This window comes from Streptomyces sp. NPDC091287, assembly GCF_044768525.1.
GTDB lineage: Bacteria > Actinomycetota > Actinomycetes > Streptomycetales > Streptomycetaceae > Streptomyces.
Genome location: NZ_JBIVUV010000023.1, coordinates 159329 through 176768 on the forward strand (window position 1 = coordinate 159329; position 17440 = coordinate 176768).

Below are 17440 nucleotides of genomic sequence, written 5' to 3' on the forward strand. Positions count from 1 at the left end.
CCTGCCGCGCACGACCCCACCGTGCGTCTACCCCGTACATATGGACGAACCACCCGTCCCGAAGATTCCCCTGAAAAACGCCCGCAGGGCACAGAAGGGCACGGAGCGAAGAATTCCAGCCAACTGATGCGTGCCGGTGCCGACAGGTCCGGCCCGTATCCTCTGTCGCTTTCGCGAATTTCATCTCCGGGAATACCGGGACAACTCATGATCAAGTCCAGGGTGGACGGCTGAAAATCATCCGGACGTGTCTTCGAGTTGTCTCTGTGTCAGTAGTAGGCTCGCGCCGTTTATTGACGCAGGACGGACCTCGCCCGCGTCCGCCCGATGCGCGCCGGTGTACGCACGGTGCGCGGCGGGGGGCAGGGCCGAGGGACGACCGGGAGAAGACCACCCCCGCGGTGCGGGGCCGATCTGGGGGAGGCCATGCGCTTTCGCGGGAAGTCCATCCGCAGGAAGATCGTGGCGTTGCTGCTGGTGCCGCTCGTCTCCCTCACAGGCCTCTGGGTCTTCGCGACCTACATCACCGGCCGCCAGGCCGACGAGCTGATGAGCGCCGGATCCATCGTGGAGAAGGTCGGTCACCCGCTGGAGGACGCCGTCCGAGCCGTCCAGGACGAGCGACGGCAGACGCTGGTCTTCCTCGCCGATCCCCGGGCCTCCGACGCGCTCCCCGTCCTCATGGGCCAGCGCGCCGCCACCGACCGCATCGTGGGCGAGGTCCGGGAGAACGCCCGGGAGCAGGGCGTCCGGGAGGCGCTGACCACCTCCGACGCAAGCCGCCTGGACACGATCCTCAGCGCCGTCGACGGACTGGACGCCCTGCGCGAATCGGTCGAGAAGCGCACCATCAGCCGGGCCAAGGCGCTGGACTTCTACAACGGCCTCGTCGACCCCTCGTACCGCTTCCTCACCGGACTCCACACCCTGGAGAACGTGTCGATGGACAAGCAGATGCGGGCCCTGGTCGGGGTCTCCCGGGCCCGGGAGATGCTCTCCCGCGAGGACGCCCTCATCGCCTCGGGCCTCATCGCGGGCCGCTTCACCACCTCCGAACTGCGCCAGATATCCGGCCTCGTGGCCCAGCGCGAGCTGCTCTACGAGGTCAGCCTGGAGAACCTGCCCGCCGCGGAGCGCCGACGCGTCGAGCAGTTCTGGGGCAGCCCCGACACCGAACCGCTGCGCACCGCCGAGGACGCCCTGATCGCCGCCGGTCCGACGAAGCGCCCCGGCGCCGTCGACACCGACCGCTGGGAGGAATCGGCCGTCACCGTCCTCGACCGGCTGGCGGGCGACGCCACGGAGATGGGCAACCGTTTCCAGGACCGCGCCGAACCTGCCGCCTACCGGGTCCTCGTCCAGGCCGGGATCGCCGGAGTCCTCGGCTTCCTGGCCCTGATCGTCTCGGTCTTCGTCTCCGTACGCATCGGCCGTGAACTCGTCCGCGACCTCTCCCGACTGCGCAAGGACGCCCACGAGGTCTCCGGCGTCCGGCTGCCCAGCGTCATGCGCAGGCTGGCCGCGGGCGAGCAGGTGGACGTCGAGACCGAGGCCCCGCACCTCAGTTACGAGCCCGACGAGATCGGCCAGGTCGGACAGGCGCTCAACACCCTTCAGCGGGCCGCCGTCGAGGCCGCGGTCAAGCAGGCGGACATGCGGCGCGGCGTCTCCGAGGTCTTCGTCAACCTCGCCCGCCGCAACCAGGTCCTCCTGCACCGCCAGCTCACGCTGCTGGACGCGATGGAGCGCCGCACCGAGAACGGCGACGAACTGGCCGACCTGTTCCGCCTCGACCACCTCACCACCCGCATGCGGCGCCACGCCGAGGGCCTGGTGATCCTCTCCGGCGCCGCCCCCTCCCGTCAGTGGCGCAAGCCCATCCAGCTGATGGACGTCGTGCGGGCCGCCGTCGCCGAGGTCGAGGACTACGAACGCATCGAGGTCCGGCGCCTCGCCCGGATCGGCGTGGGCGGCCCCGCAGTGGCCGACCTCACCCACCTGATCGCCGAACTCCTGGAGAACGCCACCGTCTTCTCACCCCCGCACACCGCGGTCCAGGTGCACGGTGAACGCGTCTCCAACGGGTTCACGCTCGAGATCCACGACCGGGGCCTCGGCATGGCCCCCGAGATCCTCCTCGACGCCAACCTGCGGCTCGCCGAGACCCCCGACTTCGAGCTCTCCGACACCGACCGGCTGGGCCTGTTCGTCGTCAGCCGGCTCGCCCAGCGGCAGAACGTCCGCGTCTCCCTGCAGAAGTCGCCGTACGGAGGCACCACCGCGGTCGTGTTCATCCCCGCGGCGCTGCTCACCGACGCCCCCGACACCCACGGCACCGGGTTCCGCCTCGACCGCCGGGCCGAGCGGGCGATCGGCAGCGGCCGGAAGTCCGACGCGGCGCAGGGCGCGCAGAGCACGGCCCCGGGCGCGGAGCGCCGCGTCAACGGCAGGTCCCCGGCCCTGTCTCCGGTGCCCACCGGGCTCACCGCACCGGGCGTCCTGGACGGGCCGGTCGAGCTGGAGGCCCCGGTCGGCCCGCTGGACTTCACCGGCGACCCGCTGGGCCGTTCGCCGGATCCGGATCCGGAACTGGACCCGGCCCTCGGCCCCGTCCTGGACGGCGTGTCCGACCTGGAGGACACCGAGAGCGAGCGAGGCGGTATCTTCCGCGCCCGGGACGTGCGCCGCGAGGGAGACCGCGAGCCCCGCCGCGACGAGCCCGGCGGCATGCGCCGGGCCACCGACCGGGACCAGCACCAGCAGGCCCGCGACCACGCCGACGAGCCCACGGCGGAGGTGCGCCCGATGCGCCCCGCGGGCCCCGTCCCGCTGCCGCGCCGTACCCCGCCGACGCTGGTCACCGACCGGGGCCGCCGGGTCGACGATCCGGGCGACGACCCGGTCGAGACCCCCGCGAAGGCCACCGGCCCGGTCCCGTACACCGCCGACCGGGAGCCCGGGGCTGCCGACAGGTCCCGGACCACCGACGCGCCCTGGACCGTACGAGCCGCCATGCACCGCACGCCAGAGACGCACCGCGCGAAAGAAGCGCACCGCGCGAAAGAGACGTCCCACGCGACGGAGCCGTCCCGTGCGAAAGAGACGCCCCGTGCCGCGGAGCCGTCCCGTGCCGCGGAGGCATCCCGCGCCACGGAAGCACCGCGCGTCGCAGAGCCGTCCCCGGCCCCCGGGGCACGGCCCGACAGGACCCCGGCGCCCGACACCGTGGGCGGACTGCCCCGGCGGGTCCGGCAGGCCAGCCTCGCCCGCCAGCTCCGTGAGGAATCCGCGGACCGGACCCCGCAGCGGGCGCCCGTGGACACGTTCGACGACGGCGAGCGCGACGCCGACGAGGTACGCGACCGCATGGCCTCCCTCCAGCGGGGCTGGCAGCGCGGCCGTCGGCAGAACGCCGCCGAATCCACCGCGAACACCGAATCCACCGCGAACACCGATCCCACCGCGAACACCGAATCCATCGAGAACACCGAAGACACCGGCGGCCCCGGTGGCACAGCACCAGGAACCACTCCGGGAGGGGACGGTCGATGACCGCACCGAACGCCGCAGCACACAACCCCGCACGCCAGGGCTCGGGCGAACTGAACTGGCTGCTCGACGAACTCGTCCAGCGCGTCGCCAGCATCCGCAAGGCGCTGGTGCTCTCCAGCGACGGACTCGCCACCGGGGCGTCGGGCGACCTGACCCGTGAGGACAGCGAGCATCTCGCTGCCGTCGCCTCCGGGTTCCACAGCCTCGCCAAGGGAGTGGGCCACCACTTCGACGCGGGCCGGGTGCGCCAGACCGTCGTCGAACTGGACGAGGCCTTCCTCTTCGTCACGGCGGCCGGCGACGGGAGCTGTCTCGCCGTCCTGGCGGACGCCGACTCCGACGTGGGCCAGGTCGCGTACGAGATGACACTGATGGTCAAGCGCGTGGGGGTCCATCTGGCCAACGCCCCACGGACGACCGGTCTGCCCGCCGGAGGGTGAGGGTGGCGGGCATGAGCGCCGACTCCCCCCGGGGCACCGGTCCCGGATCCACGGACGGGTCCGTCGACCCCCAGGTCTCGCGGTGGTACGACGCGGAGGCGGGACCGGTGGTCCGCCCGTACGCGATGACCCGCGGGCGCACCAGCAGCGCCTCCCGTCACCGCCTCGACCTGATCGCGCTCGTTGTGCCGGAACCGGCCGCCGACGATCCCGGCCGGGACCAGACGCTCGCCCCCGAACATGTGGCGATCGTCGAACTCTGCAGCGACATGCCCCAGTCGATCGCCGAGCTCGCCGCCGAACTCGACCTTCCCGTAGGGGTGGTACGGGTCCTGGTCGGCGACCTCGTCGAGGACGAGCTGGTGCACGTCACCCGTCCCGTTCCACCGGCCGAGCTGCCGGACGTGAACATTCTTCGCGAGGTTATCAATGGCCTTCGGGCGCTCTAGGCGCGAGAAGCAGCGGCACGTCGAGCCCGTCACCCTGAAGATCCTGGTGGCGGGAGGATTCGGCGTCGGCAAGACGACCGCGGTCGGCTCGGTCAGCGAGATCAGGCCGCTGCGCACCGAGGAACGCCTCAGCGAGGCGGGCCGCCCGGTGGACGATGTGGCGGGGGTCGAGTCCAAGACCACCACCACGGTCGCGATGGACTTCGGCCGGATCACGCTGCGGGAGGACCTGGTCCTCTATCTGTTCGGCACGCCGGGCCAGGACCGCTTCTGGTTCCTGTGGGACGAACTGGCCCAGGGCTCCCTGGGCGCGGTCGTCCTCGCCGACACCCGGCGTCTTGAGGACTGCTTCGCCGCGGTCGACTACTTCGAGCGCCGGCGGATCCCGTTCACGGTCGCGGTCAACACCTTCGAGGGCGCCGAGCGGTTCCCGGCGGAGACCGTACAGGCAGCCCTCGACCTCGACCCCGAGGTCCCGGTGCTCGTCTGCGACGCGCGGGACCGGTCCTCCGTCCGCGACGTCCTGGTCGCTGTCGTGGAGCACGCCCTGGAGCGCGCGGCACGGGCCCGCGAACCTGTCGCCACCTGAGCCGGGGGCGGTCCCCCCGGCACGCGTGCGGCCCGTACCCCCGCCGACAGGGGTACGGGCCGCACGTCGTCCGGCGGACCGGGCCCCGAGTGTTCTGCGGCGGTGACGCCCAGTCAAGTAGAGGGCAGGGAAAACCTGGTGGGGGCGGCCGCGTCAGCGGACCGCCACCACCGCCGAGCCGTGCCCGAACAACCCCTGGTTCGCCGTGATGCCGACCCGTGCGCCCGGTATCTGCCGCTCCCCGGCCCGTCCGCGCAACTGTCGGGTGAGCTCGCAGACCTGCGCGATGGCCTGGGCGGGGACCGCCTCGCCGAACGAGGCGAGGCCGCCGCTCGCGTTCACCGGAACCCGGCCGCCCAGCGCGGTCGCCCCCGACCGCAACAGCTTCGCTCCCTCGCCGGGACCGCAGAGCCCGATGTCCTCGTACCACTCCAGCTCCAGGGCCGTGGACAGGTCGTATACCTCGGCCAGCGAGAGATCCTCCGGCCCGATCCCCGCCTCCTCGTACGCGGCCCGTGCGATCGAGGCGCGGAAGCTCTCGGGGGAGGGGGCCACGGCCACCGCCGAGTCCGTGCCGATGTCCGGCAGGTCCAGGACGGTCCTCGGGAACGTCGGCGTCACGGTGGAGACGGCCCGGATCCGCACCGGATCACGCACCCCGCGACGCCGCGCGAACTCCATGCTGGACAGCACCAGGGCGGCGGCTCCGTCGGACGTGGCGCAGATGTCCAGCAGCCGCAGCGGATCGGCGACCATCGCGGAGGCGGCGACCTCCTCGGCCGTCACCGGATCCCGGTAGCGGGCGTACTCGTTCAGCGCCCCTGCCGCCGCGTTCTTCACCTTGACCAGCGCGAAGTCCTCCGGCGTGTCCCCGTACAGCGCCATGCGGCGACGGGCGTACAGCCCGAAGTACGCCGGATTCGTCGCCCCGAGAACCCGGAAGCGCAACCAGTCCGGGTCGTCGGGCCGCTCCCCGCCCGCCGGGGCGAAGAACCCCTTGGGCGCCGCGTCGGCCCCCACCACCAGCACCACGTCCGCCAGACCCGCCAGGATCTGTGCCCGCGCCGTGTCGATCGCCTGCGCTCCGGAAGCGCAGGCCGCGTACACGGACGCCACCCGCGCCCCCTGCCACCCGAGCGCCCGGGCGAACGTAGCTCCCGCCACGTACCCCGGATAGCCCCCGCGCACCGTCTGCGCGCCGACCACCGACCGGACCTCGGGCCAGCCGATGTCCGCGTCCGCGAGGGCGGCGTGGGCGGCGATCCGCCCGTACGTGACGAAACCGCGCCCCCACTTGCCCCACGGGTGCATCCCGGCCCCCAGGACGGCCACGTCGCCGGCCCTTCCGCCGGTCATGAACCGGCCCCCGCCGCCGCGACGGGGCGCCAGTGCCAGGTCGTGTGGACGACTCCCGTGACCCGGTCCTCGTCCAGGACGCCCGGTACGACCTCCACCACCGAGCCGACGGGGAGATCGGCCACGCCCATCCCGGGGGCGGCCTGCCCCAGCACCACCATGCGCTCGGCGGCCAGCTCGACGGCGACCAGGGTGTACGGAGTCCAGGGCGCCTCGGGGTCGCTGACGTACGGGGGAGGGGGCCGGTAGCGCCCGTCGGTGCAGGACCACACCGTGCCCCGCTTCGACAGCGGAGCCTCCTCCAGCTCGCCCCCGGGGCAGCCCGGGTTGCGGCAGTGGCCGTCCTCCCGGGGGAAGTGCACCGACCGGCAGCCGGAGCACCGGGTGCCCAGCAGCCGGAAATCCTCCTCCGCGGCGTCCTCGGTGAACCAACCGGCCACCACGGGTATGCGCGTGCGCGACAAAGCCCCTCCCGGCACTGGATCTGACGTAACGTCAGAAGTGTGCCACGGGCGCCCCTGTCCGGCGAGGGGTCCGGCCCGCCGGTCCTGGCCGGGCCCGGCCCCGGTCGCGCCGGGCCTCAGCCGCGCCCGGCCCCGCCCTGCCCGTGCTCACCGCCGCAGGTGCTCCCGCCCTCGCCGTGCTCCGCCAACCACTTCGCCGCGGTCTCCGCCAGCTCCGCGTCCCGGCCCGCGAGCATCGTCCGGATCATCTGCACGTCACCGCGCAGCGACCACACGGGATGTCCGAACGTGGCCGGGTTGTTCTTCTCGATCAGGAAGTGCGCGGGCCACGCCGTGCCGTAACCGATCAGCGGCAGGGCCGCCAGATAGCGTTTCCGGCCCCGCGCGAGCCCGTACGCGGAGATCGCGAGCCCGGTCAGGGTGCCGGTGAGATGGACCCAGCGGGTGGCGGCACGGGAGTGCATCGCGACGTAGTACGGCCAGAATTCCTCGTACGTATCGAACGTCTGCTGTGACATACGGGCACCGTAGCCGCCCGATCGGCAACCGAACACGCCCCTTTCGCGTCCGACATGAAGAACGGGCGGCCGGAGCCCACGGGGGTGGTCCCGGTCGCCCGTTCCCCGCTCCTCGGGGCGGACTGTTTTCGGTCAGCGCCCGGCGACCGACCGGCGGTGCACCGGGAAGTCGAAATAGGTGTCCGGGAACGGCTCCGGCCTGAACGTGAAGTGCCACCACTCCTCCGGCAGGTTCGCGAACCCCACCTCGGTCAACGTCCGCTTCAGGAACTGCCGATTGGCGCGCTGAGCCCCCTGGATCCGGGGATCGTCCGTGTGCGACAGGGTGTCGAAGCAGTCGTAACCCGTGCCCATGTCCACCGAGTTGTCGGGGAACCGCACGTCCTTCGGTGCGAAGCAGGGGGTCAGCCGCTCGCCCGGACGGTACGGCCTGGTCGGCAGGGCGGGGAGCCGGACCAGGGTCAGGTCCACCGTACTGCCCCGGCTGTGCCCGGACTTCTCCGCGATATAGCCGTCCTTGAACAGCCGGTCCTTGTCGACCCGCGGATAGAACTCTCCCTTCATGGTCCGGTCGTCGAGGTCCTTCGCCCACCGCACGAAGTGGTCCACCGCCCGCTGCGGCCGGTAGCAGTCGTACACCTTCAGGGAGTACCCCTGGCGCAACAGTCGCTGCTGCGCCAGGTGCAGGGCACGGGCGGCGGGCCGGGTCAGGATGCAGACCGGCTGCCGGTATCCGTCCACCCGCTCGCCGAGGAAGGTGTGCGCCGTGGTGTAACGCATCTCCTGGATGATCGTCGGGTCCACCGAGCGCAGCGCCACGAACTCCTCGGGAGCTTTCGGTTCGGGGCGCGCCTGTGCCGCGGGGGAGAGGGCGGTGACGGCGAGGAGGGCGGCGGCCGTGGCGGCCAGAGCACGCAGAGCGGTACGCATTCCTGTCATGGGCACACCGTCTATCAGCTTCGTGGCCTCCGGGAAAGGACACGACGTGGCTGCCCCCGGAAACCAGGGACATCCGGAGAGCCGAAAGCGCCGAGAACCCGAAAGCGCCGGAAAGCCGGAAGGACGGTTCGATACAGTCCGCCCGTGTCCGAACCCGGCAGCAGCCCATCCCCGACCGCCGCCCCGCAGCCGTCCCGGTACGTACGGGACTCCCACTGCGGCACCTGCGGAGCCCCGTACACCGCGCTACCGTCCGCCGGCGCCTGGCCCCGCTCCTGCGGGCACTGCGGAACCACCGCCTACCGCAACCCGCTCCCCGTCGCGGTGGCCCTGCTCCCCGTCACCGGACCGCGCTCCACCGGACTCGTCGTCATCACCCGCACCATCGAGCCGCAGAAGGGCGGTACGGCCCTGCCCGGCGGGTTCATCGACCATGCCGAGGACTGGCGTGCGGCGGTCGTCCGCGAGCTGCGCGAGGAGACCGGCATCGAGGCCGCCGCGGAGGACGTCCGCCTCGCCGACACCCTCAGCGACACCGCCGGCCACCTCCTGGTCTTCGGCCTTCTCCCGGCACGCCCCCTCGCGAGCCTCCCGCCCTCGGTCCCCACCGACGAGACATCCGGCTACGACGTCCTGTACGGCCCGCGCCCCCTGGCCTTCCCGCTGCACACGGAAGCGGCCGACGCCTGGTTCGCAGGCCGCCGCAGCTGAGGCCACCACAGCCGGGGCCGCCAGGCCGGGGCCGCCACAGCCGGGGCCGCCACGGCTGAGGTCACCGGGCCCGCGCGCACCGGACACTACCTAGCCCCGCCCCCGCACCCCCCGCACCCGTACCGGACAGTCGACCCCGCCCTCCGTGCCGTCCCGCTCCACCACCACGCGGTCGCCCTCCCACCGAGTCACATACCGCTCGACCTCCGCCTCCGCCCACCCGTCGCCCGGGTCCCGCACCACCAGCCCGCCACCGGTCGCCCCCGGCACGGGCGCCCACACCTCCAGCTCCGGGCCACCGTCCGCACCCCGCACCGGAATCACCGCGCCCGCCCTCGCCAGCACCGGCACCCGCGACAGCGGAGCGTCGAGCAGGACCTGGCCCGGACCCTCGTACGCCCGCCCGGTCGCCGTGTCGTACCACCGCCCCCGGGGCAGCCGCACCGCCCGCCGCCGTGCCCCCGCCTCCAGCACCGGAGCCACCAGCAGCGCGTCGCCCAGCAGGAACGCGTCCTCGCACTCCCGCAGCGCCCGGTCGCCCGGCGCGCCCCACCACATCGGCCGCACATAGGGCGCACCGGTCAGCCGCGCCAGGTGCGACAGCGTCACGAAGTACGGGCGCAGCCGCTCCCGCTCCACCAGCGCCGCCCGCGCGTGCTCCAGCACCTCCGGGCCGAACTCCCACGGCTCCCGCCGCCCCGCGCCGATCGCCGCATGGGTCCGGAACAACGGCAGATACGCCCCCAGCTGGAACCACCGCAGATACAGCTCCGGCGACGGGAACCCGTCGAACCCGCCCACATCCGGACCCGAGTACGGCACCCCGCACAGACCGAGCCCCACCACCAGCGACAACGACGCCCGCAGCCCCGGCCACCCCGTCGACACATCACCGGACCAGGTGCCCCCGTACCTCTGCATCCCCGCCCACCCCGACCGCGAGAACAAGAACGGCCGCTCCTCCGGACGGAACCGGAGCAGCCCTTCATAACCCGCCCGCGCCATCGCCAGGGCGTACACGTTGTGTGCCTCCCGATGATCACCACCGGCGCCTTCCAGCACATGCCGGGCCGAACGCGGCAGCGACGGATCCCCGAACGCCGCGAACGACACCGGCTCGTTCATGTCGTGCCAGACCCCCGAGAAGCCCTGCGCAAGCCGTTCCTCGTACAGAGATCCCCACCAATCCCGCACAAGCGGATCGGTGAAGTCCGGATAGACCGAGGCCCCCGGCCACACCTCCCCGACCACCACCCGCCCCCGCGCGTCCCGGACGTACGCCCCCCGCTCCCCGACCGCCGCCCCCGCGTCGAACACCGCGTCGCCCGGCTCCGCCTTCACCGCCGGATCCACGATCGACACCAGCCGCACCCCGTCCTCGCGCAGCTCCTTCGCCAGCGCGGGCAACGCGGGGAACCGCTCACGGTCCACCGTGAACACCCGGTGCGCGTCGTAGTGGTCGATGTCCAGATGCAGCACCGACAGCGGCAGCCCCCGCTCCCGGTACCCGTCGACCACCCGCCGCACCTCCACCTCGCTGCCGAACCCCCACCGGGCATGCTGCGGCCCCAGTGCCCAGGACGGCGGCAGCGCCGGCGCACCCGTCAGCGCTGTCCAGCCCTGGAGCACCCGGGCCGGCGTCCCCGCCACCACCCAGCAGCGCAGCGGCCCGCCCTCCATCCGCACCTCGCAGGCGCCCGGCCGGTCATGCCCCGAACCGGCGCCCTCCTCGCCCTCCCGCAGCACCACCCGGCCCGCCCAGCTGTTGTCGTGGAACACCAGATGCGTCCCCGCGTCCGACACCACCACCTGCACCGGCATCGTCAGATACAGCGGATCGTCCCCCGGACCGAAAAGTCCGCCCGGATCGGTGTTCCACAGCCCGTACACCCCGTCCCGCAACCGGGGCCCGCCCGCCCGTCCGCCGAGCCCGAAGAACCGCGCGTCCGCCGGCACCTCGGAGCGCTGCACCCACCGCACCGGCCCCCCGCCCACCGGCTCCCACCACCGCGGCGGCAGCTCACGCCGCAGCAGCAACCCGCCCGGCGTCCGCAGCTCCACCGCCCCGGTCCGCGACACCACCACCGTCAGCCGCTCCGAGACCACCTGCCAGCCGCCGTCCTTGTCCGGCTCCAGCACCGCCCGCGGATCCGGCGCGGGCGCCTCTCCCGCCACCGCGTACGACGGCAGCGGCTCCGCCCCGTCCCACGCCCAGAACACCGCACCGCCCACCGACACACGGATGCGCAGCTCCGAACGGACGAACCGCACCACACCCCCACCCGGGCCCGGCTCCGCACCCGTCAGCGCACCGGGCACCCGGGCCCGCTCCACCCCGCGCGCCGGCAGCGCCGCCGCGTCCGCGGACCGCCGCCGCCACGCCGAACGCACCGTGCGCAGCCCCCGCACCGAACCGACCAACCTCACCCGACGCACCAGGTCACGACCGTCCATGGCGCACACCCTGCCACCCGCCCGACCCGCAGAACCTCCCGTTCAACTCCCGTTCACCCATGCCGGCCCCGCAGCGACGGAACCCCTGACACCGGGGCCACCCTGGTGCCGAAGACGATCACATGGCATCGTCCGTGTCAGCCGCTCACGCGCACACCCCGGCCCGTGCGCGCGACACGCCCACCCCGCGTACCCGTACAGCCAGGGAGCAGCCCTCATGACCGCAGCCACACCCGACGCCCCGCTCTGGCAGCCCGGCCCCGACCGCATCGAGGCCGCGGCCGTCACCCGCTTCCAGAACTGGGCCGCGACCCGGTACGGCGCCCCGGCCGAGGGCGGATACGCGGCCCTGCACCGCTGGTCCGTCGACGAACTCGACACCTTCTGGCAGGCCGTCGCCGAGTGGTTCGACATCCGCTTCTCCACGCCGTACGAGAGCGTCCTCGGCGACCGCGCGATGCCCGGCGCCACCTGGTTCCCCGGCGCCACCCTCAACTACGCCGAACACGCCCTGCGCACCGCCGAGGACCCGGCCCGCGCCGACACCCCCGCCCTGCTGTACGTCGACGAGACCCACACCCAGTCCCCCGTCAGCTGGGCCGACCTCCGCCGCCAGGTCGGCGCCCTCGCCGCCGAACTCCGCGCCCTCGGCGTCACCCCCGGCGACCGCGTCAGCGGCTACCTCCCCAACATCCCGCAGGCCGTCGTCGCCTTCCTCGCCACCGCGGCCGTCGGCGGCATCTGGACCTCCTGCGCCCCCGACTTCGGCGCCCGCAGCGTCCTCGACCGGTTCCAGCAGATCGAACCCGTCGTCCTGTTCGCCGTCGACGGCTACCGCTACGGCGGCAAGGACCACGACCGCACCGAGACCGTCGCCGAACTCCGCCGCGAACTGCCCACCCTGCGCGCCGTCGTCCACATCCCGCTCCTGGGCACCGACGCCCCCGAAGGCGCACTCGCCTGGGCCGCCCTCACCTCCGCCGACACCGAGCCGGTCTTCGAGCAGGTCCCCTTCGAACACCCGCTCTGGGTCCTCTACTCCTCCGGCACCACCGGCCTGCCCAAGGCCATCGTCCAGTCCCAGGGCGGCATCCTGCTCGAACACTTCAAGCAGATCGGCCTGCACTGCGACCTCGGACCCGAGGACCGCTTCTTCTGGTACACCTCCACCGGGTGGATGATGTGGAACTTCCTCGTCTCCGGCCTCCTCACCGGCACCACCGTCGTCCTGTACGACGGCAGCCCCGGCTATCCGGACGTCAGCGCCCAGTGGCGGATCGCCGAACAGACCGGCGCGACGCTCTACGGCACCTCCGCCGCGTACGTCATGGCCTGCCGCAAGGCCGGCATCCACCCCGGCCGCGACTTCGACCTCTCCCGCGTCCAGTGCGTCGCCACCACCGGATCCCCGCTCCCGCCCGACGGCTTCCGCTGGCTCCACGACGAGGTGGCCGAAGAGCTCTGGATCGCCTCCGTCAGCGGCGGCACCGACGTCTGCAGTTGCTTCGCCGGAGCCGTCCCCACCCTCCCCGTCCACATCGGCGAACTCCAGGCCCCCTGCCTCGGCACCGACCTCCAGTCCTGGGACCCGGCCGGCGAACCCCTCATCGGCGAGGTCGGCGAACTCGTCGTCACCAACCCCCTCCCGTCCATGCCGATCCGCTTCTGGAACGACCCCGACGGCAGCCGCTACCACGACAGCTACTTCGACATGTTCCCCGGCGTCTGGCGCCACGGGGACTGGATCACCCTCACCGAGCACGGCTCGGTGATCATCCACGGCCGCTCCGACTCCACCCTGAACCGCCAGGGCGTCCGCATGGGCTCCGCCGACATCTACGAGGCCGTCGAACGGCTCCCCGAGATCCGCGAATCCCTTGTCATCGGCCTCGAAGAACCCGACGGCGGCTACTGGATGCCGCTCTTCGTCCACCTCGCCGACGGCGCGACCCTCGACGACGAACTGCGCGACGCGATCAAGCGGACCATCCGCGAGAACCTCTCCCCGCGCCACGTACCGGACGAGGTCATCGAGGTCCCCGCCATCCCGCACACCCTCACCGGCAAGCGCATCGAGGTTCCGGTCAAGCGCCTCCTCCAGGGAACCGAGCTGGCCAAGGCGGTCAACCCGGGCTCCGTCGACAACCTCGACCTCCTCCACTTCTACGCCGAACTGGCCGCGAACCGACGCCGCTAGGCCGCTGGGCAGCCCGCTTGTCAGTCCCCCTGATTACTCTGAGTGAGCAAGGATCCACCGCGCACAGGGGGACACATGGCGCAGACCGGCCACACCGAGAACAGCACCACCCAGCACACGAAGCACAGCACCACCATGCGACGCACGCTACGCCGCGAAGCACCCAGCACGATCGGCCTCCTCGCCGACGCACAGGACTTCGCGGCCATGCGGCGCTACCGCACCTTCGCCTTCGACGACCACACCGTCTATCTCCAGCAGGTCGAAGGCCTGCTCAAAGCGCTCGCGGCCCAAGGCGTGCACACCACCGTCGCCCTCTTCGACCCGGAGGACTACGCGGAGTACTGCGCCGAATCGGGCCTCGACGCCGACACCGGGGCCAGCCGCAGCCGCTTCACCGCGGAGATCGCCGCCGCCGGAGCCACGGTCGCCTACACCGGCCAACGCCTGAGCGACCTCATCCCCGTCCTCGTCTCCCGAGCGGTCCGCCAGGCCACCTGGGAGTACGCCACCCTCCTCCTCGCCGACCTCGGCACCTGCGCCGACTGCGGCCAGGACATCGGACGCGCGGCCTTCGACCGCGCCTCGCACCTCCTCACGCGCCTGCTGGAAGCGGCGGGACCGGGCACCCACCACCTGGTGTGCAGCACCCCGACGGACAACGACCAGCTCCTGGCCGTGCTCCACACCCACCGCGACACCGCGGGACCGGCCCGCCTCGACAGCTCGGAGGGTGCGGAGTTCGCCACCGTCCTCGCGGTGGCCATCGCCCTGGAATCGCGCGGGGGAGTCGTCCTGCGCACCAGCGCCCCCGACAGCCCGGACCGGGTCCACGGCTGGCGCCTGGGCCACGGAGCCCTCGCCCCGCTCACCGCGGGCGAGGTCTTCAACGCCTACTGCACCGACGCGGAGACCGGAGAGCCCGTCTCCCCGGAATCCGGCGTGGAGTACTGCGCGGGATTCGACATCGGAGCAGACCCGGCGGAGCCCCACCACTGACACGCCACAGCCACACGGCAGGAGGGGCTTCCCGCCACCCGGCGGAAAGCCCCTCCTCGACCTACGGGATCCCGGCTACTCGCCGGACAGCACAGCCTGAGCGGCGCTGCGCGCCTCGTCGGCCGAGTCCGCCGCACGAGCGGCGTTCGCAGCCCGCTCGCACTGCGCCAGCGTGTACTTGGCCAGCGTGGCCCGCACATAAGGAATGGACGCGGCGCCCATCGACAGGGAGGTGACACCCAGACCCGTCAGCACACACGCCAGCAGCGGATCCGCCGCCGCCTCACCGCACACCCCACAGCTCTTGCCCTCGGCACGAGCCGCGTCGGCGGACATCGCCACGAGATCCAGCAGCGCCGGCTGCCACGGGTCCTGGAGCCGCGACACCGCGCCCACCTGACGGTCGGCCGCGAAGGTGTACTGCGCCAGGTCGTTGGTGCCCAGCGACAGGAACTCCACCTCCTGGAGGATCGACCGCGCCCGCAGAGCGGCGGACGGAATCTCCACCATCGCGCCGAACTTCGCCCGCAGCCCGGCCTCGCGGCACGCGTCCGCGAACGCCTTGGCGTCGATACGGTCGGCCACCATGGGGGCCATGACTTCCAGGTACACCGGCAGTCCCTCGGCGGCCTTCGCCAGCGCGGTCAGCTGGGTGCGCAGCACCTCGGGGTGGTCCAGCAGGCTCCGCAGCCCACGGACGCCGAGCGCCGGGTTCGGCTCGTCGGCCGGCGTCAGGAAGTCCAGCGGCTTGTCGGCGCCGGCGTCCAGCACACGCACGACGACACGCCCCTCGGGGAATGCCTCCAGCACCGCGCGGTAGGCCGCGATCTGCTTCTCCTCGGAAGGAGCCTGCTTGCTGTCGTCCAGGAACAGGAACTCGGTCCGGAACAGCCCGACACCCTCCGCCCCCGCCTCGACCGCCGCGGGCACATCGCCCGGGCCGCCAACATTGGCGAGCAGCGGCACCTTGTGCCCGTCCGACGTGGCGCCGGGACCGGTCGAGGCGGACAGCGCCGCCCTACGAGCAGCGGCGGCACTCTCCAGCTCGGCGCGCTTCTCGTCGCTCGGGTCGACGAAGATCTCGCCCGTGCTGCCGTCCACCGCGACGACCGTGCCCTCGGCCAGCTCACCGGCGCCGGGCAGCGCCACCACGGCGGGAACGCCGAGCGCCCGCGCCAGGATCGCGCTGTGACTGGTCGGCCCGCCCTCCTCGGTGACGAAGCCGAGCACCAGCGTCGGGTCGAGGAGCGCGGTGTCGGCCGGCGCGAGGTCGCGCGCGATCAGCACGTACGGCTCGTCGCTGTCCGGAACGCCGGGCATCGGCACACCGAGCAGCCGTGCCACGATCCGGTTCCGCACGTCGTCGAGGTCCGCGACGCGCCCCGCCAGGTACTCCCCGGCATTGGCGAGCAGTGCCCGGTACGCGGCGAACGCGTCGTACACCGCCCGCTCGGCGGTGCTGCCCACGGCGATGCGCCGATCGACGTCGGACATCAGCTCGGGGTCCTGCGCCATCATGGCCTGCGCCTCGAGCACGTGCTGTGCCTCGCCGCCGGCCAGGTTGCCGCGTGCGATCAGATCGGCGGCGACCGCTTCCACCGCCTGCCTGGCGCGCCCCTGTTCGCGACCGGCCTCCTCGGCGGGAATCGATTTGGCGGGCGGCTCCAGCACCGCCGTACCCATGTGCCGAACCTCGCCGATGGCCACACCGTGGCTCACGCCGACGCCTCGCAGCGTTGTCTCCATTTCACCCGTCTCCGGTTGTGCGGCGACCGAGTCACCGCGGTGGTTGTGCAACTGGCTTGTCACTGCGCCCGAGGCGTCACTGCCAGCCGAACAGCGGGTCGCCGACCTTCACGTCCCCGTCCTCACGGACACCGGAGAGCGACTCGGCGGTGGCCTCCAGGGCCACGATCGGGCAGATGGGTGACTTGCCGGCGGCCTCGACGGCGACCGGGTCCCAGCGCACGATGCTCTGGCCCCGGGTCACCGTGTCCCCCTTGTTCACGAGGAGCTCGAAGCCCTCGCCGTTGAGCTGGACGGTGTCGATGCCGAGGTGCGTCAGGACCCCGTGCCCATCCGCGTCGACGATGACGAACGCGTGGGGGTGCAGGGAGACGACGATGCCGTCGACCGGGGACACGGCCTCGGAGGGCTCACGTACGGGGTCGATGGCGGTGCCGGGACCGACCATCGCGCCCGAGAAGACCGGGTCGGGAACCGCGGCGAGTCCGATGGCGCGTCCAGCAAGAGGGGACGTCACGTTGGTCATGGGGAGCCTCCCAGGGGGTGGAGATTCAGGTGTCGCCGCCGCGACTGATGGGGGACGGCGTACTGCTCAGCAGAGTAAGTCATATGAAGTCCCGGTTCCGCCCGAGACCTACCGCTTGGCGGACCTAGGGGTACACCAGAAACGATTTGCCTCGATCCCCGGCGGCCTGTACTGTCGTACTCCTGCCTGACCCCAACGCGACTTTGAGTCGGGGGTCGGCGGCGACCTTCAAGCCCAGATCCTAACCTTGAACCTTCCTTCGGCATGCCCGCAGGACGTGGTCAGAGGGACGGAAAAGGCCTGATAGAGTCGGACTCGCCGAAAGGGAAACGCGAAAGCGAATTACCTGGAAGCGAAAATCAAGACCCGCTTCGACCGGGAATCGGACACGAAAGAGTCTGATAGAGTCGGAAACGCAAGACAGCAAGACAAAGCAGTAACGAAGGGAAGCGCCCGGAGGGCCCCGGTGAAACGGGACCGAAGGAAGCGTCCGTTCCTTG

Annotated in this window: 14 protein-coding genes; 7 read left to right on the top strand and 7 right to left on the bottom strand. The window is 72.2% G+C overall.

Translation table 11 applies throughout. The features are described 5' to 3' along the window. Positions 1 to 426 precede the first annotated feature (426 nt). From ACIQRW_RS32790 to ACIQRW_RS32805, 4 genes are read left to right on the top strand one after another with little or no spacing between them, the layout of a single operon-like run. Positions 427 to 3552 (top strand): nitrate- and nitrite sensing domain-containing protein, encoded by a 3126-nt coding sequence (locus ACIQRW_RS32790; protein ID WP_403767383.1) that lies wholly within the window; start codon positions 427 to 429, stop codon positions 3550 to 3552. Beyond that, positions 3549 to 3992 carry a roadblock/LC7 domain-containing protein gene (locus ACIQRW_RS32795; protein ID WP_403767386.1) on the top strand — a complete coding sequence of 148 codons (444 nt, stop codon included), beginning with the start codon at positions 3549 to 3551 and terminating at the stop codon, positions 3990 to 3992. The genes ACIQRW_RS32790 and ACIQRW_RS32795 overlap by 4 nt, the downstream gene beginning before the upstream one ends. Before the next feature lie 11 nt (positions 3993 to 4003). Then, the gene (locus ACIQRW_RS32800) at positions 4004 to 4441 is read left to right on the top strand and encodes a DUF742 domain-containing protein (RefSeq protein WP_003970444.1); all 438 of its coding nucleotides are present in this window, start codon (positions 4004 to 4006) and stop codon (positions 4439 to 4441) included. Continuing rightward, positions 4422 to 5030 (top strand): GTP-binding protein, encoded by a 609-nt coding sequence (locus ACIQRW_RS32805; RefSeq protein WP_403767389.1) that lies wholly within the window; start codon positions 4422 to 4424, stop codon positions 5028 to 5030. Before ACIQRW_RS32800 ends, ACIQRW_RS32805 begins: the two co-directional genes overlap by 20 nt. Positions 5031 to 5183: 153 nt before the next feature. On the opposite strand, the gene ACIQRW_RS32810 is transcribed toward ACIQRW_RS32805, so the two are convergent. The 4 genes from ACIQRW_RS32810 to ACIQRW_RS32825 form a co-directional block, all read right to left on the bottom strand. Then, positions 5184 to 6386, bottom strand: a complete 1203-nt coding sequence (locus ACIQRW_RS32810; protein WP_403767392.1) for a lipid-transfer protein — start codon at positions 6384 to 6386, stop codon at positions 5184 to 5186. After that, entirely contained in the window at positions 6383 to 6850 is a 468-nt protein-coding gene (locus tag ACIQRW_RS32815) for a Zn-ribbon domain-containing OB-fold protein (RefSeq protein ID WP_403767395.1), read from the bottom strand. Before ACIQRW_RS32815 ends, ACIQRW_RS32810 begins: the two co-directional genes overlap by 4 nt. Positions 6851 to 6966: 116 nt before the next feature. After that, on the bottom strand, positions 6967 to 7368 hold the full coding sequence (locus tag ACIQRW_RS32820) for an Mpo1-like protein (RefSeq protein WP_403767398.1): 402 nt from the start codon (positions 7366 to 7368) through the stop codon (positions 6967 to 6969). A gap of 132 nt (positions 7369 to 7500) precedes the next feature. Further along, positions 7501 to 8298 carry a M15 family metallopeptidase gene (locus ACIQRW_RS32825; RefSeq protein ID WP_403767436.1) on the bottom strand — a complete coding sequence of 266 codons (798 nt, stop codon included), beginning with the start codon at positions 8296 to 8298 and terminating at the stop codon, positions 7501 to 7503. Between the two features lie 153 nt (positions 8299 to 8451). Between ACIQRW_RS32825 and ACIQRW_RS32830 the strand changes: the two genes are divergently transcribed. Further along, a complete protein-coding gene (locus tag ACIQRW_RS32830; RefSeq protein ID WP_403767401.1) occupies positions 8452 to 9018 on the top strand; it encodes an NUDIX domain-containing protein in 567 nt (188 codons plus the stop codon). 90 nt (positions 9019 to 9108) lie between these two features. Here the strand turns inward: ACIQRW_RS32830 and ACIQRW_RS32835 are convergent, their stop codons facing one another. After that, positions 9109 to 11472: a glycoside hydrolase family 31 protein gene (locus tag ACIQRW_RS32835; RefSeq protein ID WP_403767404.1), complete on the bottom strand. Its 2364-nt coding sequence runs from the start codon at positions 11470 to 11472 to the stop codon at positions 9109 to 9111. Between the two features lie 217 nt (positions 11473 to 11689). Here ACIQRW_RS32835 and ACIQRW_RS32840 point away from each other — a divergent pair, with 217 nt between their 5' ends. After that, positions 11690 to 13669 (top strand): acetoacetate--CoA ligase, encoded by a 1980-nt coding sequence (locus ACIQRW_RS32840; RefSeq protein WP_403767407.1) that lies wholly within the window; start codon positions 11690 to 11692, stop codon positions 13667 to 13669. 75 nt (positions 13670 to 13744) lie between these two features. Next, the gene (locus tag ACIQRW_RS32845) at positions 13745 to 14668 is read left to right on the top strand and encodes a hypothetical protein (protein ID WP_403767410.1); all 924 of its coding nucleotides are present in this window, start codon (positions 13745 to 13747) and stop codon (positions 14666 to 14668) included. 75 nt (positions 14669 to 14743) lie between these two features. On the opposite strand, the gene ptsP is transcribed toward ACIQRW_RS32845, so the two are convergent. Together ptsP and ACIQRW_RS32855 are read right to left on the bottom strand one after the other, a co-directional pair. Beyond that, positions 14744 to 16414: a phosphoenolpyruvate--protein phosphotransferase gene (gene ptsP, locus ACIQRW_RS32850; protein WP_403767412.1), complete on the bottom strand. Its 1671-nt coding sequence runs from the start codon at positions 16412 to 16414 to the stop codon at positions 14744 to 14746. Between the two features lie 76 nt (positions 16415 to 16490). Further along, on the bottom strand, positions 16491 to 16940 hold the full coding sequence (locus ACIQRW_RS32855; RefSeq protein WP_403767413.1) for a PTS glucose transporter subunit IIA: 450 nt from the start codon (positions 16938 to 16940) through the stop codon (positions 16491 to 16493). Positions 16941 to 17440: the final 500 nt, after the last annotated feature.

What these genes read in the sequence shown, in the direction of transcription:
- ACIQRW_RS32790 (WP_403767383.1), top strand. Translation starts at nt 427, where the DNA reads ATGCGCTTTCGCGGGAAGTCCATCCGCAGGAAGATCGTGGCGTTGCTG.
- ACIQRW_RS32795 (WP_403767386.1), top strand. Translation starts at nt 3,549, where the DNA reads ATGACCGCACCGAACGCCGCAGCACACAACCCCGCACGCCAGGGCTCG.
- ACIQRW_RS32800 (WP_003970444.1), top strand. Translation starts at nt 4,004, where the DNA reads ATGAGCGCCGACTCCCCCCGGGGCACCGGTCCCGGATCCACGGACGGG.
- ACIQRW_RS32805 (WP_403767389.1), top strand. Translation starts at nt 4,422, where the DNA reads ATGGCCTTCGGGCGCTCTAGGCGCGAGAAGCAGCGGCACGTCGAGCCC.
- ACIQRW_RS32810 (WP_403767392.1), bottom strand. Translation starts at nt 6,386, where the DNA reads ATGACCGGCGGAAGGGCCGGCGACGTGGCCGTCCTGGGGGCCGGGATG.
- ACIQRW_RS32820 (WP_403767398.1), bottom strand. Translation starts at nt 7,368, where the DNA reads ATGTCACAGCAGACGTTCGATACGTACGAGGAATTCTGGCCGTACTAC.
- ACIQRW_RS32825 (WP_403767436.1), bottom strand. Translation starts at nt 8,298, where the DNA reads ATGCGTACCGCTCTGCGTGCTCTGGCCGCCACGGCCGCCGCCCTCCTC.
- ACIQRW_RS32835 (WP_403767404.1), bottom strand. Translation starts at nt 11,472, where the DNA reads ATGGACGGTCGTGACCTGGTGCGTCGGGTGAGGTTGGTCGGTTCGGTG.
- ACIQRW_RS32840 (WP_403767407.1), top strand. Translation starts at nt 11,690, where the DNA reads ATGACCGCAGCCACACCCGACGCCCCGCTCTGGCAGCCCGGCCCCGAC.
- ACIQRW_RS32845 (WP_403767410.1), top strand. Translation starts at nt 13,745, where the DNA reads ATGGCGCAGACCGGCCACACCGAGAACAGCACCACCCAGCACACGAAG.
- ptsP (WP_403767412.1), bottom strand. Translation starts at nt 16,414, where the DNA reads ATGGAGACAACGCTGCGAGGCGTCGGCGTGAGCCACGGTGTGGCCATC.
- ACIQRW_RS32855 (WP_403767413.1), bottom strand. Translation starts at nt 16,940, where the DNA reads ATGACCAACGTGACGTCCCCTCTTGCTGGACGCGCCATCGGACTCGCC.